Source organism: Labrys okinawensis (assembly GCF_047345005.1).
Classification (GTDB): domain Bacteria; phylum Pseudomonadota; class Alphaproteobacteria; order Rhizobiales; family Labraceae; genus Labrys; species Labrys okinawensis.
On record NZ_CP178864.1, the window covers coordinates 6,902,262 to 6,919,054 of the forward strand.

Here is a 16,793-nt window from a genome sequence, read left to right on the forward strand (position 1 = left end):
TCAGGCCGCCCGCTTCTTGGCAGCACGATCCATCGCTGCCTCGGCCAGGGCGGCCTCGCGGGCAAGGACGGGCCATTCGGGCACGTCGTTGTCCCATTCGATCAGGGTGGGGAGGCGGCCTGCCTTGCGGATGACGCGTTCATAGAGCGCCCATACCGGATCGGCGACCGGGCGGTCATGCGCATCGATGAGGAGCGGCGCGCCGGCATCGTCGACCGTCTCAGCGTGGCCGGCGAGGTGGATTTCCGCCACGAGATCGAGCGGGAAGCGATCGAGATAGGCCTCGGGCGAGGTATCGTGGTTGGTGGAGGAGACGAAGACATTGTTCACGTCGAGCAAGAGGCCGCAGCCGGTGCGGGCAGCGATGGCGCGCAGGAAATCGGTCTCCTCGATCGTGCTCTCCTCGAACAGGAGATAGGTGGAGGGGTTTTCCAGCAACATCGGCCGGTTCATCGCCTCCTGGACCTCGTCGATGTGGTCGCACACGCGGCTCAGCGTCTCCTGCGTATAGGGCACCGGCAGGAGATCGTTGAGGAAGACATCCTCATGGCTCGACCAGGCAAGATGCTCGGAAAAGCTAGCCGGCCGGTAGCGCTCGTTCAGCGCCTTGAGGCGGGCAAGGTGCTCCTTGTCGAGGGGCCTGGCGGCGCCGATGGACAGGCCGACGCCATGCAGCGACAGGGGATAGGTCTCGGCAATGGCCCTGAGCTGGGCATGGGGCGGACCGCCTGCACCCATGTAATTCTCGGCATGGACCTCAAAGAAGCCCATCTCGGGCCTGCGTGCCAGGATATCGTTGATGTGCTCGGACTTGAGCCCGGCGCCGGCGCGAAGGGGCAGCGTGTTGAAGCGGTCGGTGCTCATGGGGCTCTCCCTGACATTCGAAGCTTACTACGGCGGCGAGGGGGAAGGTGTTACGATTCGAAACCCTCAACGCCTCGCCTCCGTCCCCTCTCCCACCGGGAAGAGGGGAAAAAGCGCAGCGATCAGCTCTTGACGGGGGTCAGCGAGCCCATGCCGGTCGGCGTCTTCATGGTGACGCAGCTGCCCTTCGGCACGAGCTTGAAGGACTGGCCGTCATAATCGATGGTCGAGGTGCCAGCACAGGAATGGTTGCCGGCGGCGCAATCGTTCTGGCCCTTGAGCGAGACGCCGTAGCACTTCTCCTTGGCGTCGTCGGCGCGGGCGGGAGCCGAGAGAAGGGCTGCGGCGCTGGCGACGGCGCCGGCGAGGGCGAAAGCGGTGGTGGCCTTGGTGAAAACGGACATGGGATGTTCCTTCTGAGTCTCTGGTGCAGGGACCGGGGGAAGGTTGGCGTCCTCTGCATGAACGGGACTATGCCTCTTTTCGGTTCTCACTGCCAAATCAAGTGAGCGTGGCAAATTACGCACTTTTTGCGCGAAAAAATGTGATATTTCAGCTTGTAACAAAGGGAATGGCGAGTTCGTAGGAGGGTGTTCGGCATCGGTGCACGGGGCTGCGGACCCGCCATGAATCAGGTCTCGGGGCGCCGATCTCCAGATCGGCATGTTTTCCGACAGACGAGACCGGTTCGGATGACGCGGTGAGGCCTCGAAGTCGTTTGCCGTTCCCGCCACATCGACTGAAAGTCTATGTGGCTGAGAAGACCGGGACACCAGTCCTGCGGCTCACTCCGAAACGGAGCGGAACTATCGCCTCTTGCATACCCCATGATCATTGACAGCAACATCAATGCCCCCGATATAGCCAGCGTTCCCTTAGACCCGCCCGCGCTCCTCGAGGAGGACCTGCCATGGCCGCCCTTTCCGATCTTGCTGACAAGCCGCACCAGGCCAGCGCCGTCCGCGCCGTCTTCATCGACGGCGAGGCCGGCACGACAGGGCTCGGCATCCGCGAGCGATTGGCCTCGGTCCCGGGCGTGACCCTGCGCAGCATCGCGCCGGAGCTGCGCAAGGATGTCGCCGCCAAGAAGGCGCTGCTGCGTAATGTCGACCTCGTGGTGCTCTGCCTGCCCGACGCTGCTGCCAAGGAGACCGTTGCCCTGGTGCAGGAGCTCGGTGCAGACGGCCCGAAAGTGCTCGACGCCTCCACGGCCCACCGCGTCGCGCCGGGCTGGACCTTCGGCTTCGCCGAAATGGCTCCCGGCCAGGCCGAAAGGATCGCGAGCGCCCGTCTCGTTTCCAACCCCGGCTGCTACCCCACCGGCGCCATCGCGCTGCTGCGCCCGCTGGTCGACGCCGGCGCGATCCCGGCCGACTATCCCGTCGCCATCAATGCGGTGAGCGGCTATTCCGGCGGCGGCAAGTCGATGATCGAGGCCTATGAGGCAGGCACCGCGCCGGCCTTCGAGCTCTACGGCCTGACGCTCGAGCACAAGCATGTGCCGGAGATCCAGGAATATGCCCATCTCACCCGCAGGCCGATCTTCGTGCCTTCGGTAGGGAATTTCCGGCAAGGCATGCTGGTCTCGGTGCCGCTGCATCTCGACACCCTGCCGGGCAAGCCCAGGGCCGCCGACCTGCATGCCATCCTCGCCCGCTACTACGAGAGCGCGCGGCTGGTGAGGGTCCTGCCGATTGACGGCTCCGCCAAGCTAGAGCCCGAGGCGCTGAACGACACCGACCATCTGGAGCTGCGCGTCTTCCCACATGAAGCGCACGGCCAGGCCATCCTGGTTGCAAGGCTTGATAACCTCGGCAAGGGCGCTTCTGGCGCCGCAGTGCAGAACATCCAGCTCATGCTAGGGATGTGATTCCAACGGCCCTACGCGATGACACGAATGGGTCGTCCTATGGCGGATCGGCATTACCCTGCCAACACCTCGTCCACCCAGCCAAGCAAGTGCGCTCGATCGAGCGGCTGGGTGGTATCGACGTCGAACATCGGTCCGCAGCGGAGCGGTTCCGCGCGCCGGGCGAGGGCGTCGAGCTCGGGCAGGAAGGCCTCGCCCGGATGGCCGGCGTGGCGCAGGTCCAGTCGCGCACGATAGCGCTCCACCAGCACCTCCGGCGGAGCATGGCACCAGATCTCGACGGTGATGCCGACCCCGGCGCGGGAAAGATGCATCTCCAGTACCTCGCGGGGCTGGAAGCCGAACCAGGCGTCCGCGATGAAGGTCATGCCCTCCGGCGCATCCCGGACGACCGACCACATCGCCTGGTAGCTCGCCCGCCCAAGCTTGCGATTGAACTCGCGGTCGCCGATGCCGAGATGGTCGAAGAAGGGCTCCTTGATGCTGTCGAGGGCAAGGATCGCCCAGCCCCGCGCATCCGCCAGCGCGCGGGCAACGCTGCTCTTGCCGCTCGCCGGCACGCCATTGACGAGAACGGCCTTCTTCATGACACCAGCATGTCTCGCTGCGCTCCGGCCAGGGCCGCGCCGATGACGCCGGCATCATCGCCCAGCGTCGCCGGCCTTACCGGGCACTGATACCACGGTGACACCGCCGGCGCCCATTCCAGGGCCGCGCAGGCCGCCTGGCCGAGGCCGCCGCCGAGCAGGAAGAGCTCGGGGTCCACAGCCGCGACGATGCTGTCGATGGCCGCCCGAAGTGGCGCGGCCCAGGCCTGCACCACGTCAATCGCCCTGGCCTCGCCACTACGGGCGAGGGCGAGCAGGCCATCGGCCGTAACGTCGGGGGGCAGGCCGGCCTCGACGATATGGCGGCCAAGGGCGGTGCCTGAACTCACGGTCTCGACGCAGCCCCGCCGGCCGCAATTGCAGGCCAGTCCCCCGGCCTCGACCGTGACATGACCGAGCTGGCCGGCGCTGTGCCTGCCGCGCAGCACGGTTCCTTCCAGTAGCACGGCGCCGCCGATGCCGGTGCCGATGGTCAGCATTGCCACATGGCGGCAACCGCGCGCGGCGCCGATGGCGACCTCGGCGGTCAGCGCCATGTTGCAATCATTGTCGATGAGGGCGCGTTTGCCCGTCTCACGGCCGATGATATCGGCGAGGGAGACGGCAGAAAGGTCGACGTAGCCACCCGAGAGCACCAGGCCGCGACGGGCATCGACCCGGCCGGGCACGCCGATGCCCACCGTCGAGACCCCGGGCCGGTCTAGCTGGCGGACCATGGCGACGAGCCGGGCGAGAAGCGCAGGCGCCTCCCGGCTGGTCCGCTCGGTGACATAGTCGAGGATCTGCCCGGACGCACTGACGCAGGCGGCCCGCACATTGGTGCCACCGATATCGATGCCGATCGCCGGGTATGGGGGATGCATGACCGGTCCGGCGTCCTCAGGCGGCCTGCGCCGGGCTGGCGGCGTAGCGAGCGATCACGGCCTGGATCTCGCGCAGGCGCGGCACGGCGACATTGGCGAGGCGCCTTGCCTGCTCGCCGCGATCGAGCGAGATGCAGTCCTTCCACAGAGCGCGCCCGGCGATCACGCCGGAGGCGCCGTTGCGCATGGCCGTCTCGACCTGGGCGAGGAAGGTCGTATGATCGACGCCGGCCGAGAGCACCGCCCACGGCACGGAGCCGGCAAGATGCGAGACCGCGGCACAGGCTTCGGGCGTACCGGGATAGGGCAGTTTAAGCACCTTGGCGCCGCAGTCGAGGCAAATGCGGGTGCCCTCGATCACCAGTTCCGGCACCTTGGCCGCATAGTCCTCGCGGCTCTCGCCCGGCAAGTCATAGGTGAGGAACTCCACCACCAGCAGCAGGTCCTCCCTGGCGAAATCGGCAATGCAGCGTTGCAGGATCTCGATATTATGTCTGTTCGCTCCCACCCTGTCGGCACGCAGATATACCATGATCTTGCCGCCAGTGCCGCCCAGCTCGCGCACACGGCGAGCGTCGATGCCCGGCACAAGGCGCGACAGACGGTAACCCTCCGGCGTCTTGTCGAAGCCGGAAGCGTCGAGACCGACCAGCAGTGCCACATCGCGCGCCAGCACGCCGTCATCGACCACCTTCGGTACGGCGCAGATCGGATCGAGCAGCACGCAGGATGCCTGGTTTGCCAGATACTTCACGATGTCCGACTTGGTTTCGCCGAGTGTAGCGTCACTGATCGCGGCCTGATCGGCAGGTTCGCTCGCCAGCAAGGTGCGCATGCCGCCCCGCTGGTCGCAGGCGACGACCATCATCGCTCCGTTGGGGCCGCAGATCTGTTGATAGCCGCGAAGTTCCGACGTCGTCATTCTGGCCATGGGCCTGTTCCTATCCTTGTGCTCGTACCCCGCAAGGGGCGGATCGGTCAGCCGGAAAGCGCACTGAGGGCATGAAAAACTTGCGGCCGATGATCGATTTGCGTTGAGCAGGCAGCAATTTTGCGGCACCGCTCGTGTTCTGCCCGGAACGGACAAACACTTTTGTTTCACCGAGTATTGTGTAACATGTTTCTGAAAGGAATTGCAAACTGTCTGACAACGCCTCCACGGACGGCTCGGCCACGCGCAGGACGCTGCATATGGTCGCGCGTCTCCACTACGAGTCCGACCTCCCGCAGATCGAGATCGCTCGCCGGCTCGGCCTTTCGACGGCCACCATCTCGCGCCTGCTGCGCCGGGCCCGCGAGGAAGGCATCGTGCGCATCGAGATCCGCGATTTCGCCGCGCCGGACGAGATCACGCGCGAGCTGATCGAGGCCCTTGGCCTAAAGCAGGCCGCGGTGGTCGATACTGTCGAGGTGGGACTTCTGGGCTCGCTCGCCCAGCCGGTCGGCTCGCTCCTCAGGACGGCCGGGCTGAAGGACGGCTCCGTGCTCGCCATCGGTTGGGGTCGTGCCGTGCGCGAGGTAATCCGCGCGGGTCTCCCACGTATTCCAGGCGTCATCACCGTTCCGGCCACCGGTGGCATGCAGCAATCGGCGCCGCATTTCCAGATCAACGAATTCGTTCGCCTGGCGGCCGAGCAGCTCGGCGGCGTGCCGAAATTCATCTTCGCGCCCTATCTGCCGTCCCCGGAATATCGCGATGCGTTCGTGAACGATCCCACCGTGCGCGATCAGATCGCACTGTGGGACCGAATCGACGTGGCGCTTGTCGGCGTCGGCCTGCCGCACACGGTGGATCCGATCCATGCCGGTACCGTGACGTCCAGCGAGAGGGCGCTGGCCCATGTCGCGGGCGACGTGATTCGCCATTATTTCGACGAGGCCGGCAATATCGTGCCCTGGGAGGGCGACAAGAGCCTGATCGCCGTCTCGCCGGCGCAACTGCGGGCCGTGCCGCTGGTCATCGGCGTTGCCGTCTCGCCTGAGAAGGCCAGGGCGATCATCGGCGCCGTGCGGGCCGGACTCATCAATGCCGTCGTGACCGATGTTGCCACCGCGCAAGCGATCCTGGGCGTGCTGCAGGGGTGAAAGGCATGCGCGCTTCGGCTTGAAATGCCGGCACGAAATGGCGTCTGATGCGCCACGCCCCTTCAGAAGCCTTTGCCGGGATTGACATGAACATCCATTCCAACCTGCTCGACAGCGTGCCGGAACTCGTGGCGATCCGCCGGGACCTCCATGCCCATCCCGAACTTGGCCTCGAGGAGGTCCGCACATCCTATCTGGTGGCGCGCGCGCTCGAAAGCTATGGCTATAAGGTCACGCGGGGCATCGCCAAGACCAGCGTGGTCGCCACGCTGAGCAACGGCACCAGCCGCAAGTCGATCGGTATACGCGCCGACATGGATGCCCTGCCGATCCTCGAGGAGACCGGGCTCGATTATGCCAGCAGGACGCCGGGCCTGATGCATGCTTGCGGCCACGATGGCCACACCACCATGCTTCTGGGCGCCGCCCGCGCCATCGCCGAACGCCGTGCTTTCGATGGCACCGTCCACCTGATCTTCCAGCCCGCCGAGGAAAACTTCGGCGGCGCCCGCATCATGGTCGAGGAAGGCCTGTTCGAGAAATTTCCCTGTGACGCCATCTTCGCCCTGCATAACGAGCCGCGCGCGCCCTTCGGCCAGTTCCTGCTGCGCGACGGCCCGGTCTGCGCCGCCGTGGACGAGGCCCACATCATCGTCAACGGGTCCGGTGGGCATGGCGCCGAGCCGGAGGCCACGGCCGATCCCATCGTCTGCGGCGCCAGCATCGTGATGGCTCTGCAGACCATCGTCTCGCGCAATATCCATGCCTGCGCCCCCGCGGTGGTGACAGTCGGCAGCTTCCATGCCGGCACGGTGAGCAACATCATCCCCTCGCGCGCCGAAATGGCGGTGGGCATCCGCTCCTTCGACCCTAAGGTGCGCGACGAGCTGGAGCGGCGTATCCGAATGATCGCGACGGCGCAGGCCGAAAGCTATGGGATGAGCGCGACGGTCGATTACCAGCGCTTCTATGATGCCACAGTCAACCACACGGCTGAGACCGATTTCGTGCGCGACCTCGCCCAGCGCTTCGCCGGGCCGGAACAGGTGAGCGAGCTGCAGCGCCCCTTCCTGGGCAGCGAGGATTTCGCCTTCATGCTGAAGGAAAGGCCGGGCTGCTATTTCTTCCTGGGCGGCAGCCGTGGCGATGGCAGCGACCGCCCGCTGCATCATCCTGGATACAACTTCAATGACGACCTGCTGCCCATCGGCGCGGCGTTCTGGACGGAGCTGGCGGAGGCGTTTTTGAAGGGATGAGAGAGCGGACGAGGACGTTCGCGCTCCCGGGTTACTTCACATATTCCCTCGCGGCCTGCTCGAGCTGGCCGTGCAGGTACTCGGCAAAGGAGCGCCAGACTTCGATGTGGAAGTCGTTGACGCCCTTGCGCCACAGCACGATCTCAGCCTTGGCGAACAGCGTGCGCGTGGCCGTGCCGATCGGGAAGGACTTGGGATCGAGATCGAGCATCACGCCGAAATTCAGGACGTCGGCGGCGAGCGAGCCGGAAACGAGGATGCCAACATTGCGGTGGCTGACATCGACGAGGGAATGAGGCTCCTGCACCGCGCCTTCGATGGCGGCATAGGCCTCGGCCTCGCCATTCTCCGGTGCCAGCAGCAGCCATTCGTCGGGGCCGAGCTTGAAGGCCGTACGAGTGCCATCGGTCGTCGCCGTATTCATCTTTCGCGGTAGCGCCAACCCGAAGGCCTGGCCGGCGGTCGCCGCGGTGCTGTCGGGCCCGCGCAACACCAGGCGGGCGCCGCGCGGGGCGGCCTCGATGGTGAGGCGGCTGCGGGCGGTGAGCGGGGCGACGCCGTCGAGCGGATCGCGGCGGGTTGCAATATCAGCCATTGAGCCGCGTTCCTTCCTTGTCGATGAAGATCGGGTCAACCACCTTCACAGCGATCGAACCGCCGGGCATCGGCACATAGACCGTCTCGCCATAGAGCGAGCGGCCGCGTTCGAGATTGCACAGCGCGATGGAACGGCCGAGATTGGAGCTCCAATAGGCCGAGGTGACATGGCCGATGGCATGCTCGCCGAGGGCGGGCTCGGCCATCCCGGTGATCTGTGCGCCCTCTTCCAGCACCACGCCGGGATCGGCGGTAAGAAGGCCGACGAACTGCTTGCGGTTCGCGTCCAGCAGGTCCGGCCGCATCAGGCCACGCTTGCCGACGAAATCGGCCTTGGCCTTGCCGACCGCCCAGCCCACGCCCGCCTCGTCCGGCGTCAGGGTGCCGTCCGTATCCTGACCGACGATGATGTAGCCCTTCTCGGCACGCAGCACATGCATAGCCTCGGTGCCATAGGCGCAGCCGTCATGTTTGACGACCTCGGCATGGATGGCCTCCCATACCGCGCGGCCATAGGCGCTGGGCACGTTCACTTCGAAGCCGGTCTCGCCGGTGAAGCTCATGCGGAACAGACGGGTGGGAACGCCGCAGATGCGGCCTTCCTTCACCGACATATGCGGCATGCCGTCCTTCGAGATATCGATGCCCTCGACCAGGGGCGCCAGCACGTCGCGGGCATTCGGGCCCTGCACGGCGATGACGGCCCATTGCTCGGTGGCGGAAGTCAGCCAGACCTTGAGATCGGTCCACTCGGTCTGGAGATAGTCCTCCATATGCGAGAGCACGCGCGGCGCGCCCCCCGTTGTGGTGGTGACATGGAAGCGGTCGACAGCCATGCGGCCGACCACGCCGTCATCGTAAACGAAACCATCGTCACGCGTCATGATGCCGTAGCGCAGCCGCCCCGGCTCCAGCTTCATGAACGGATTGACATAGATGCGGTGCATGAACTCGGCTGCATCCGGGCCGACCACCTCGATCTTGCCGAGCGTGGTGGCGTCGAACATGCCGACCTTGTCGCGCACCGTCTTGCATTCGCGATTCACCGCCTCGTGCATGCTCTCGCCGCGACGCGGATAGTACCAGGCGCGCTTCCACAGACCGACATCCTCGAAGGCGCCGCCGAGTGCAGCCTCGGCGTCGTGCATCGGCGTCTTGCGCACGGGGTCGAACAGGTCGCCACGCGCCGTGCCGGCGAAGAGGCCGAAGGTGGTGGGCGTATAGGGCGGGCGGAAGGTGGTGAGACCAACCTGCGGCACGGGCTTGTCGATCGCCTTGGCGGCGATGGCAAGCGCGTTGATGTTCGAGGTCTTGCCCTGGTCCGTCGCCATGCCCGTGGTGGTGTAGCGCTTCACATGCTCGATGGAGCGGAAGCCCTCGCGGGTGGCGAGCTTGATATCCTTGGCCGTGACGTCGTGCTGGAAGTCGACGAAGGCCTTGACGCGGTTGGCGTCGCGCTCATGCGGCAAGGCGCCTGTGTAGAAGCCTTCCGGCGCGGTGGCATCGTCGACGTCGAAAGTCTTGAGAGCGCCGTTCGAGAACCCGGCATCGCGGCCCGCTTCATGGCCGGCGGCGAAGCCGTCGTTGATGACAGCGTCGAATTCGAACACGCCGCGGCAGGCACCGGCGGAGCGTTCCTCGTCACGGGCCGTCCCGGGGATGAAAATCTGCTTGGATTCGTCGAACTTGAGCTTGCCGCGCGACTGCGAGAACAGATGCACCGTCGGCGTCCAGCCGCCGGACATCAGCACGAGGTCGCAGTTTACCATCTCGCGGTCATTGATGCTGACGCCGTCCGTGCCGACGCGGCCGAGGCTGATGGCGCTGACGCGCAGGCGCCCCTTGGTGCCGCGCACCGTGGCGCCCGTGATGACGCGGATGCCCGCGCTTTCGGCTTCGTTCATCACAAAGCCGCCGTGCGGGCGAATATCGGCAATGACAGGCACATCGACGCCCGCTGCCTTGAGATCCAGCGCGGCCTGGTAGGCACTGTCGCAGGCGGTGACGACCACGGCGCGGTTGCCGGGCTTGACACCATAGCGGTTGAGGAATGTGCGGGCGGCGTCGGCCAGCATGATGCCCGGGCGGTCGTTCTCCGGGAAAACCAGCGGGCGCTCGATGGCGCCGGCAGCGATCACCACCTGCTTGGCGCGAACCTGCCACATCCGCTCGCGCGGCATCCTGGCATCGGGCTCTGCGACATGGTCGGTGAGACGCTCGCAAAGTGCGACGAAATTGTCCGAATACCAGCCGAAGGCCGTGGTGCGCGCCATCAGGCGCACGCGGTCGTTGAGGGCCAGCGACATGATGACATCGGTGGCCCAGTCGCGCGCAGCACGGCCTTCGATGGTGGCCTTGGTCTCCGAGAGCAGCGAGCCGCCAAGTTCGGCCTGCTCGTCGCACACGATTACCGAGGCGCCGCTCTCGGCCGCGGCGATGGCGGCGGCTAGCCCGGCCGGGCCGGAACCGACTACCAGCACATCGCAATGGGCAAAGCGGTTGAGGTAGCGGTCGGGATCGGCTTCCTTGGGCGCCTCGCCGAAGCCGGCGGCGGCGCGGATCTTCGGCTCGTAGACGTCCTTCCAGAAGCTCTGCGGCCACATGAAGGTCTTGTAGTAGAAACCCGAAGCGAAGAGCGGCGAGAGCTTGTCGTTGATTTCGCCGGCGTCGACCTTCAGCGAAGGCCAGCGGTTCTGGCTGATGGCGGAGAGGCCCTCATAGATCTCGACCTGCGTGGCGCGCAGGTTTGGCGTGGTGCGGCCGGCGTCACGGATGACGGTGACCATGGCATTGGCTTCTTCCGATCCCGCCGCCATGAAGCCGCGCGGCCGGTGATATTTGAAGGAACGGCCAACCAGATGCACGCCATTGGCGATCAAGGCCGAGGCGAGCGTATCGCCACGCACACCCTGATAGGCGACGCCGTCAAAAGTGAAGTTGATCGGCTTGGAACGGTCGATGCGACCGCCGGAGCTGGTGCGGAAGGAGGCGCTCACGAGCGGGCCTCCCGATTCACCGGGGCGGACGCCGCAAGCCGTTCGGCCAGGGCGGCCAGGTCCGGCTTGGGCTCGCCCTGCTTATAGGTCACCACGAATTTGTCGGTCACGGTGTGGCGCACGGCATTGAAGAAGCGAGCGCAACCATGGATGTGGCGCCAGCGCTCGGCGATCAGCCCCTTGGGATTGGAGCGGGTGTAGAGGAAGCCCTCCCACTCAACGTCGGTGATCGCGTCGGAAAAGGTCGGGCGGGCAATATGGGCCTCGCCCATGTTGCGGAATTCGAGCTCGGGACGGTCCTGCTCGCAGTAAGGGCAGCGGATGAGAAGCATGTCTTCCTCAGTGCGCGACGGCGGCTGCGGCCGCTTCGTCGATCAGGCGACCGGTGCGGAAGCGGTCGAGGCTAAAGGGAGCGGCGATCGGATGGGGTTCACCCGTAGCCACCGTATGGGCGAAGACATGGCCTGAGCCGGGAGTCGCCTTGAACCCGCCGGTGCCCCAGCCGCAATTGACGAAGAGACCTGGCACGGGGGTCTTGGAGAGGATCGGCGAGCGGTCCGGCGTGACGTCGACGATGCCGCCCCAGTTGCGCATCATCCGGGTGCGGCGCACCACCGGGAAGAGCTCGCAGATGGCGTCCAGCGTGTGGGCTGCGATATGCAGGCCTCCGGTCTGCGAATAGGAGACATACTGGTCGGTGCCGGCGCCGATGACGAGGTCGCCCTTGTCGGATTGCGACATATAGGCGTGCACGGTGTTCGACATCACCACGCAGGGCATGATCGGCTTCAAGGGCTCGGAGACTAGCGCCTGCAGGGGATAGCTTTCGAGCGGCATGCGTACGCCTGCCATGTCCATCACCACCGAGGTGTGGCCGGCTGCGACGACGCCGATCTTCCCGGTCTTGATCGTGCCCCTGGAGGTCTCGACCCCCTCCACCGCGCCGGTGGCATCGCGCAGGATGCCGGTGACCTCGCAGTTCTGAATGATGTCGACGCCGAGCGCGTCGGCGGCACGGGCATAGCCCCAGGCCACGGCGTCATGGCGGGCGACCCCGCCCCGGCGCTGCAGGGCGGCGCCCATGATCGGGTAACGGATGTCCTTGGAGATGTTGAGGATCGGGCAGAATTCCTTCGCCTCTTCCGGAGTCAGCCATTCATTGTCGATGCCGGCGAGGCGATTGGCATGCACGTGGCGCTTGGTGACCTGCACGTCGTGGACATTGTGCGCCAGCATCATCACGCCACGGGCCGAATACATCACGTTGTAGTTCAGCACCTGGGAGAGATTCTGCCAAAGCTTCATCGCGTGGTCGTAGAGCTTGCCGCTCTCTTCCCACAGATAGTTGGAGCGGATGATCGTGGTGTTGCGGCCGGTGTTGCCACCGCCGAGCCAACCGCGCTCGATGACGGCGATGTTGCGCATGCCATGCTCGGAGGCCATGTAGTAGGCCGTGGCGAGACCATGGCCGCCAGCGCCGATGATGATGGCATCATAGCTCGCCTTGGGCTCGGGCGAGCGCCATTGCTCCGGCCAGTTCTGGTGACCGCTCAGCGCGTTGCGCGCCAGGGAAAAGACAGAAAACCGCACGTCTTGCCGCCAGTTCGAGGAATCGTGAGGGGGCGACTATCAACATCCCCCGACGCCACGTCTAGCACGGAAGCGACGCGCCTTTTGTCGCATCAGAAGAAAATGTTCTACGACGGCCATCGCTGACGTCGCTGGAGCGGCGCTTTCAGGACAGTATTTGACCAAGAGGTCGCAAGCGAGCGCCTTGCATTTGTCAAATTACGACATTAAAAGCGACATCCCGTCGATCCCAAATCAGAACTCTTCCAGAAATGTCGCAAGATCGCCCCCGGCTGTCGTTTCCAACAAGACGGCTAAAAGCAACAAACGTTGTACCCAGGACGCATCAGACGTCCGCCACCAGTCCCGAGGGTGATCGCTCCATCCGGTGCGCTTTCCCGCTTTCTTTTGTTTCGCATGGCCGGCCTCGAGCCGGCCGTGACCCAATGGAGAACAGCGTATGAATATCCGGCCGGATATCGGCGCCACGCACACCGTCGGCTTCCTGCTCACCCCCAATTTCTCGATGATCGCTTTCGCGGCAGCGGTCGAGGTCCTGCGCCTGACCAATTACGTGACAGGCGCCAAGGCCTTCGCCTGGCGACTTTATTCGCCGGACGGCCAGCCGATCGAAGCCTCCAACGGCGTGGCCGTTGCTGTTGACGGCGCCTATGGCGATGTCGGCCCGATGCCCGAGATCATCGTCTGCTCCGGCCTGGACGTGCAAAAATACGACCATAGCGCCCTGATCGCCAAGCTGCGCAAGCTGGCCTTCTACGGCGTCTCGATCGGTGCGGTGTGCACCGGCACCTATATCCTCGCCAAGGCTGGCCTGCTCGATGACCATCGCTGCGCCATCCATTGGGAGAATTTCGACAGTTTCCGCGAGGAATTCCCGGAGATCGACGCCACGCAGGAACTGTTCGAGATCGACCGCAACCGCTTCACCTGCGCCGGCGGCACGGCCTCGATCGACATGATGCTTGCCTTGATCACCGCCAAGAAGGGCGCCGTGATTGCCGCCCTCGTCACGGACGAGCTGATCCACCACCGCATGCGCGACTCGCATGAACGCCAGCGCATGGAACTGCGAGCCCGCCTCGGCGTCTCCCATCCCAAGCTCCTGGCGGTGATCGGCGAAATGGACAAGCGCCTGGAGCGCCCGGTCTCCTGCGCCCAGCTCGCCCGCACGGTGCGCCTCTCGCCCCGGCAGCTCGAGCGCCTGTTCCAGCGCTATCTCGATACCACGCCGACGCGCTACTACCTGGAAATGCGCCTCAATCGCGCCCGTCAGCTTTTGCGCCAGACCTCGATGCCGATCCTCTCAGTGGGCCTCGCCTGCGGTTTCGTCTCCGCCTCGCATTTTTCGAAGTGCTACAGCGAGCATTTCGACCGCACGCCATCGGAAGAGCGCAAGGGCATGCGTGTGGAGCGGAATGTGGCGACGGCGATCGCATAACCTGGGAGCGCGGACGTCTGTCCGCTCTTGAAACGATAGCGCTATAGAAATGATGAAGGCGGGTCTCGCAACGGGCCGGCCTTTTTCTTTGAATGTCCCGGTTCAAGAGCGGACGAGACGTCCGCGCTCCCAGCGTCAATTCCCGCCCAGCAATCCCGCCGCGATGTTGATGGCCAGCGCCAGCACTGTCGCGTTGAAGAAGAACGAGAAAATCGCATGGGCCGCCACCAGGCGACGCATCACGCGTGAGCGCAGATTGGTGTCGGAGGTGGCGGAAGAAGCGCCGATCGCCACAGAGAAATAGACGAAATCCCAATAGTCGGGCGGCGCATCGTCGCCGCCGAAGTCGAGGCATGGCTTCGCTTGATGGCCGCCGTCGTTGTAGAAGACATGGGCGTAGTGGATGGCGAAGATGGTATGGATGAAGAACCAGGAGCAGACGATGGTCGCCACCATCAGAGGCAGGGCGAACGCGCTCTGATTGGGCTGGTTGTGGATCGCCTGCAATTCGAAGACCACGCCTGCGAAGCTCGCGGCCGCCGCCAGCATGCTGAGGGCAAGGATGGTGACCGCGCCCTCATCGAGATCATCGACCCTGCTGCCGAAGCGCTGAACAGGCAGCGTGCCGAGCCACCAGCTCACCACCACGACGAAGAAGCTGGTCGACACGCACCAGCCCGCCAGCAACCGCTCCAGGAGGGGCACGTCGGGCCAGACGAAAGCGAGCACGAAACCGGCCACGAAGGACCACACCAGCGTCGGCCGGGTGGTGATCGACCGGAGGATCCGCCTCATGAACGCCGTTCCGCCGTAAAGTGCGCGGCAGCCCGCAGGATGTCGGCTTCCTCGCCGAACAGGTCGAGGGCGTGCACGGCCTCGCCGACCAGACGGGCGAGTTCCGCCTTGGCCTTGTCGAGCCCCCACAATCCCACCAGAGTGCCCTTGCCCTGGCCGGCGTCCTTCCCGGTGGCCTTGCCGAGCTCGGCGCTGGAGGATTCCACATCGAGGAGGTCGTCGGCGATCTGGAAGGCGGCGCCGAGCGCCCTGCCGTAGGAAAGAAGCGCCTGATATTGCTGGGAATTCGCCCGGCCAATAGTCGCACCCATTTCCACCGCGCACGACAGGATCGCGCCCGTCTTCATGGCCTGGAGCTGGCGGATGGCGTGAGCGTCGAGTTCCATCTCGGCGCTGAAGCGGCCCTCCGCCTCGAGGTCGAGCATCTGGCCGCCGGCCATCCCGGCTCCACCGGCTGCCTTGGCCAGAAGCAGGACGAGCTCCGCCCGCATGGCCGGATCGGTGCTGGTGGCGGGATCGCTCAGGGTCTCGAAAGCCAGGGTCTGCAGGGTATCGCCCGCGAGGATGGCGGTCGCCTCGTCGAAAGCAAGATGCAGCGTTGGTTTGCCTCGGCGCAGTTCGTCGTCGTCCATCGCCGGCAGGTCGTCATGGGCGAGACTATAGACATGCACGAATTCGATCGCCGCCCCGGCGCGCAGGGCCGTGCCGACGTCGCCATTGAGAAGGCCGGCCGTCTCCACCACCAGGAAGGGCCGCAAACGCTTGCCCCCACCAAGCGCCGCATAGCGCATGGCGTTGAGGAGACGAGCTGGAACCGGCGGATCGGTGGCGACATCGAAGATCGTCACGAGCACATCCTCGATCTCGCTTGCCACTGAAGCGAGACGGCGATGGAAGTCGATAGTCATGGAACGCTCATTGCAAAGGCCCGCCTGGGGTGAGCTTAGCGCGGATGGGGCTGCGGGCGAAGCCATTCCGAGCCCAACAAGGCAGGAGCCCTCCGCAGGTGCTGGGGAGGGCCCGTGCTTCACGCCTTGAAGTCTGCCCTCATGCCATGTTCTGGCCGCCATTGATGCTCAGCGTCGAGCCGGTGATGTAGCCGGAATCGTCCGAGGCCAGGAACAGCACGGCGCGGGCGATCTCCTCGGGCTGGCCGAGGCGGCCGGTGGGGATCAGCGGCAGGATGCGCGTCTCCAGCACCTTGGGATCGATGGCCTGAACCATCTCCGTGCCGACATAGCCCGGCGCAATGACATTGGCGGTGACGCCCTTGGCCGCGCCTTCCAGCGCCAGCGCCTTGACGAAGCCGATATCGCCCGCCTTGGCGGCGGAATAATTGGTCTGGCCGATCTGGCCCTTCTGGCCGTTGATCGAGGAGATGACGATGACACGGCCGAAACCGCGGTTGCGCATGCCCTCGATCACCGGGCGGGTCATGTTGAACAGGCCGTCGAGATTGGTGCGGATGACGGCCGACCACTGGTCCCGGGTCATCTTATGCAGGAAGCCATCGCGCGTGATGCCGGCATTGTTGACCAGGATGTCGACGGGGCCCAGATCCTTCTCGACCTCCGCCACGCCGGCGGCGCAGGCGTCGAAATCGCCGACATCCCATTTGTAGGTCGCAATCCCCGTCTCGGCTTTGAACTTCGCCGCGGCCTCGTCATTGCCCGCATAGCTTGCGGCAACCTTGTAGCCAGCAGCCTTCAGTGCCTTCGAAATGGCAGCGCCGATACCGCGCGTGCCGCCCGTGACGATCGCAACTCTGGTCATGGTTCCTCCTTGGTGATCTCGATGGTGTTCTTGAGGGGGATATTCATGTCATCCCGGA

At 65.2% G+C, this 16,793-nt stretch carries 16 protein-coding genes; 4 read left to right on the forward strand and 12 right to left on the reverse strand.

Annotated elements, in window-relative coordinates:
* Complete coding sequence (locus tag ACMDCR_RS32025) at positions 1-864, reverse strand: DUF692 domain-containing protein (RefSeq protein ID WP_413990483.1); 864 nt, start codon at positions 862-864, stop codon at positions 1-3.
* Between the two features lie 122 nt (positions 865-986).
* Positions 987-1,268, reverse strand: coding sequence for a DUF2282 domain-containing protein (locus tag ACMDCR_RS32030; RefSeq protein ID WP_413990484.1), 282 nt, complete (start codon positions 1,266-1,268; stop codon positions 987-989).
* Between the two features lie 506 nt (positions 1,269-1,774).
* On the opposite strand from ACMDCR_RS32030, the gene argC reads away from it, so the two are divergent.
* Positions 1,775-2,734: an N-acetyl-gamma-glutamyl-phosphate reductase gene (gene argC, locus ACMDCR_RS32035; RefSeq protein ID WP_413990485.1), complete on the forward strand. Its 960-nt coding sequence runs from the start codon at positions 1,775-1,777 to the stop codon at positions 2,732-2,734.
* Positions 2,735-2,787: 53 nt separating this feature from the next.
* Here argC and ACMDCR_RS32040 read toward each other — a convergent pair whose 3' ends face one another.
* From ACMDCR_RS32040 to ACMDCR_RS32050, 3 genes are read right to left on the reverse strand one after another with little or no spacing between them, the layout of a single operon-like run.
* Positions 2,788-3,321 (reverse strand): AAA family ATPase, encoded by a 534-nt coding sequence (locus ACMDCR_RS32040; RefSeq protein ID WP_413990486.1) that lies wholly within the window; start codon positions 3,319-3,321, stop codon positions 2,788-2,790.
* The gene (locus tag ACMDCR_RS32045) at positions 3,318-4,205 is read right to left on the reverse strand and encodes an ROK family protein (RefSeq protein WP_413990487.1); all 888 of its coding nucleotides are present in this window, start codon (positions 4,203-4,205) and stop codon (positions 3,318-3,320) included. Before ACMDCR_RS32045 ends, ACMDCR_RS32040 begins: the two co-directional genes overlap by 4 nt.
* Before the next feature lie 16 nt (positions 4,206-4,221).
* Positions 4,222-5,136: a tagatose-bisphosphate aldolase gene (locus ACMDCR_RS32050; protein WP_413990488.1), complete on the reverse strand. Its 915-nt coding sequence runs from the start codon at positions 5,134-5,136 to the stop codon at positions 4,222-4,224.
* 260 nt (positions 5,137-5,396) lie between these two features.
* Between ACMDCR_RS32050 and ACMDCR_RS32055 the strand changes: the two genes are divergently transcribed.
* Together ACMDCR_RS32055 and ACMDCR_RS32060 are read left to right on the forward strand one after the other, a co-directional pair.
* Entirely contained in the window at positions 5,397-6,290 is an 894-nt protein-coding gene (locus ACMDCR_RS32055; protein ID WP_413990489.1) for a sugar-binding transcriptional regulator, read from the forward strand.
* Positions 6,291-6,376: 86 nt separating this feature from the next.
* Positions 6,377-7,546: a M20 aminoacylase family protein gene (locus ACMDCR_RS32060; protein ID WP_413990490.1), complete on the forward strand. Its 1,170-nt coding sequence runs from the start codon at positions 6,377-6,379 to the stop codon at positions 7,544-7,546.
* Between the two features lie 31 nt (positions 7,547-7,577).
* On the opposite strand, the gene ACMDCR_RS32065 is transcribed toward ACMDCR_RS32060, so the two are convergent.
* The 4 genes from ACMDCR_RS32065 to ACMDCR_RS32080 are packed head-to-tail and all read right to left on the reverse strand — an operon-like array spanning position 7,578 to position 12,729.
* Positions 7,578-8,141, reverse strand: coding sequence for a sarcosine oxidase subunit gamma (locus tag ACMDCR_RS32065; protein WP_413990491.1), 564 nt, complete (start codon positions 8,139-8,141; stop codon positions 7,578-7,580).
* On the reverse strand, positions 8,134-11,139 hold the full coding sequence (locus ACMDCR_RS32070; protein WP_413990492.1) for a sarcosine oxidase subunit alpha family protein: 3,006 nt from the start codon (positions 11,137-11,139) through the stop codon (positions 8,134-8,136). The genes ACMDCR_RS32065 and ACMDCR_RS32070 overlap by 8 nt, the downstream gene beginning before the upstream one ends.
* The gene (locus ACMDCR_RS32075; protein ID WP_413990493.1) at positions 11,136-11,471 is read right to left on the reverse strand and encodes a sarcosine oxidase subunit delta; all 336 of its coding nucleotides are present in this window, start codon (positions 11,469-11,471) and stop codon (positions 11,136-11,138) included. The genes ACMDCR_RS32070 and ACMDCR_RS32075 overlap by 4 nt, the downstream gene beginning before the upstream one ends.
* Before the next feature lie 7 nt (positions 11,472-11,478).
* The gene (locus ACMDCR_RS32080) at positions 11,479-12,729 is read right to left on the reverse strand and encodes a sarcosine oxidase subunit beta family protein (protein WP_413990494.1); all 1,251 of its coding nucleotides are present in this window, start codon (positions 12,727-12,729) and stop codon (positions 11,479-11,481) included.
* 439 nt (positions 12,730-13,168) lie between these two features.
* On the opposite strand from ACMDCR_RS32080, the gene ACMDCR_RS32085 reads away from it, so the two are divergent.
* A complete protein-coding gene (locus ACMDCR_RS32085) occupies positions 13,169-14,167 on the forward strand; it encodes a GlxA family transcriptional regulator (RefSeq protein WP_413990495.1) in 999 nt (332 codons plus the stop codon).
* Between the two features lie 135 nt (positions 14,168-14,302).
* On the opposite strand, the gene ACMDCR_RS32090 is transcribed toward ACMDCR_RS32085, so the two are convergent.
* The 3 genes from ACMDCR_RS32090 to phbB all read right to left on the reverse strand — a co-directional run bounded on the left by ACMDCR_RS32090 (position 14,303) and on the right by phbB (position 16,735).
* Entirely contained in the window at positions 14,303-14,962 is a 660-nt protein-coding gene (locus ACMDCR_RS32090; protein WP_413990496.1) for a DUF1345 domain-containing protein, read from the reverse strand.
* Complete coding sequence (locus ACMDCR_RS32095; RefSeq protein WP_413990497.1) at positions 14,959-15,870, reverse strand: polyprenyl synthetase family protein; 912 nt, start codon at positions 15,868-15,870, stop codon at positions 14,959-14,961. Before ACMDCR_RS32095 ends, ACMDCR_RS32090 begins: the two co-directional genes overlap by 4 nt.
* Before the next feature lie 139 nt (positions 15,871-16,009).
* Positions 16,010-16,735: an acetoacetyl-CoA reductase gene (phbB, locus tag ACMDCR_RS32100; protein WP_413990498.1), complete on the reverse strand. Its 726-nt coding sequence runs from the start codon at positions 16,733-16,735 to the stop codon at positions 16,010-16,012.
* Positions 16,736-16,793 lie beyond the last annotated feature (58 nt).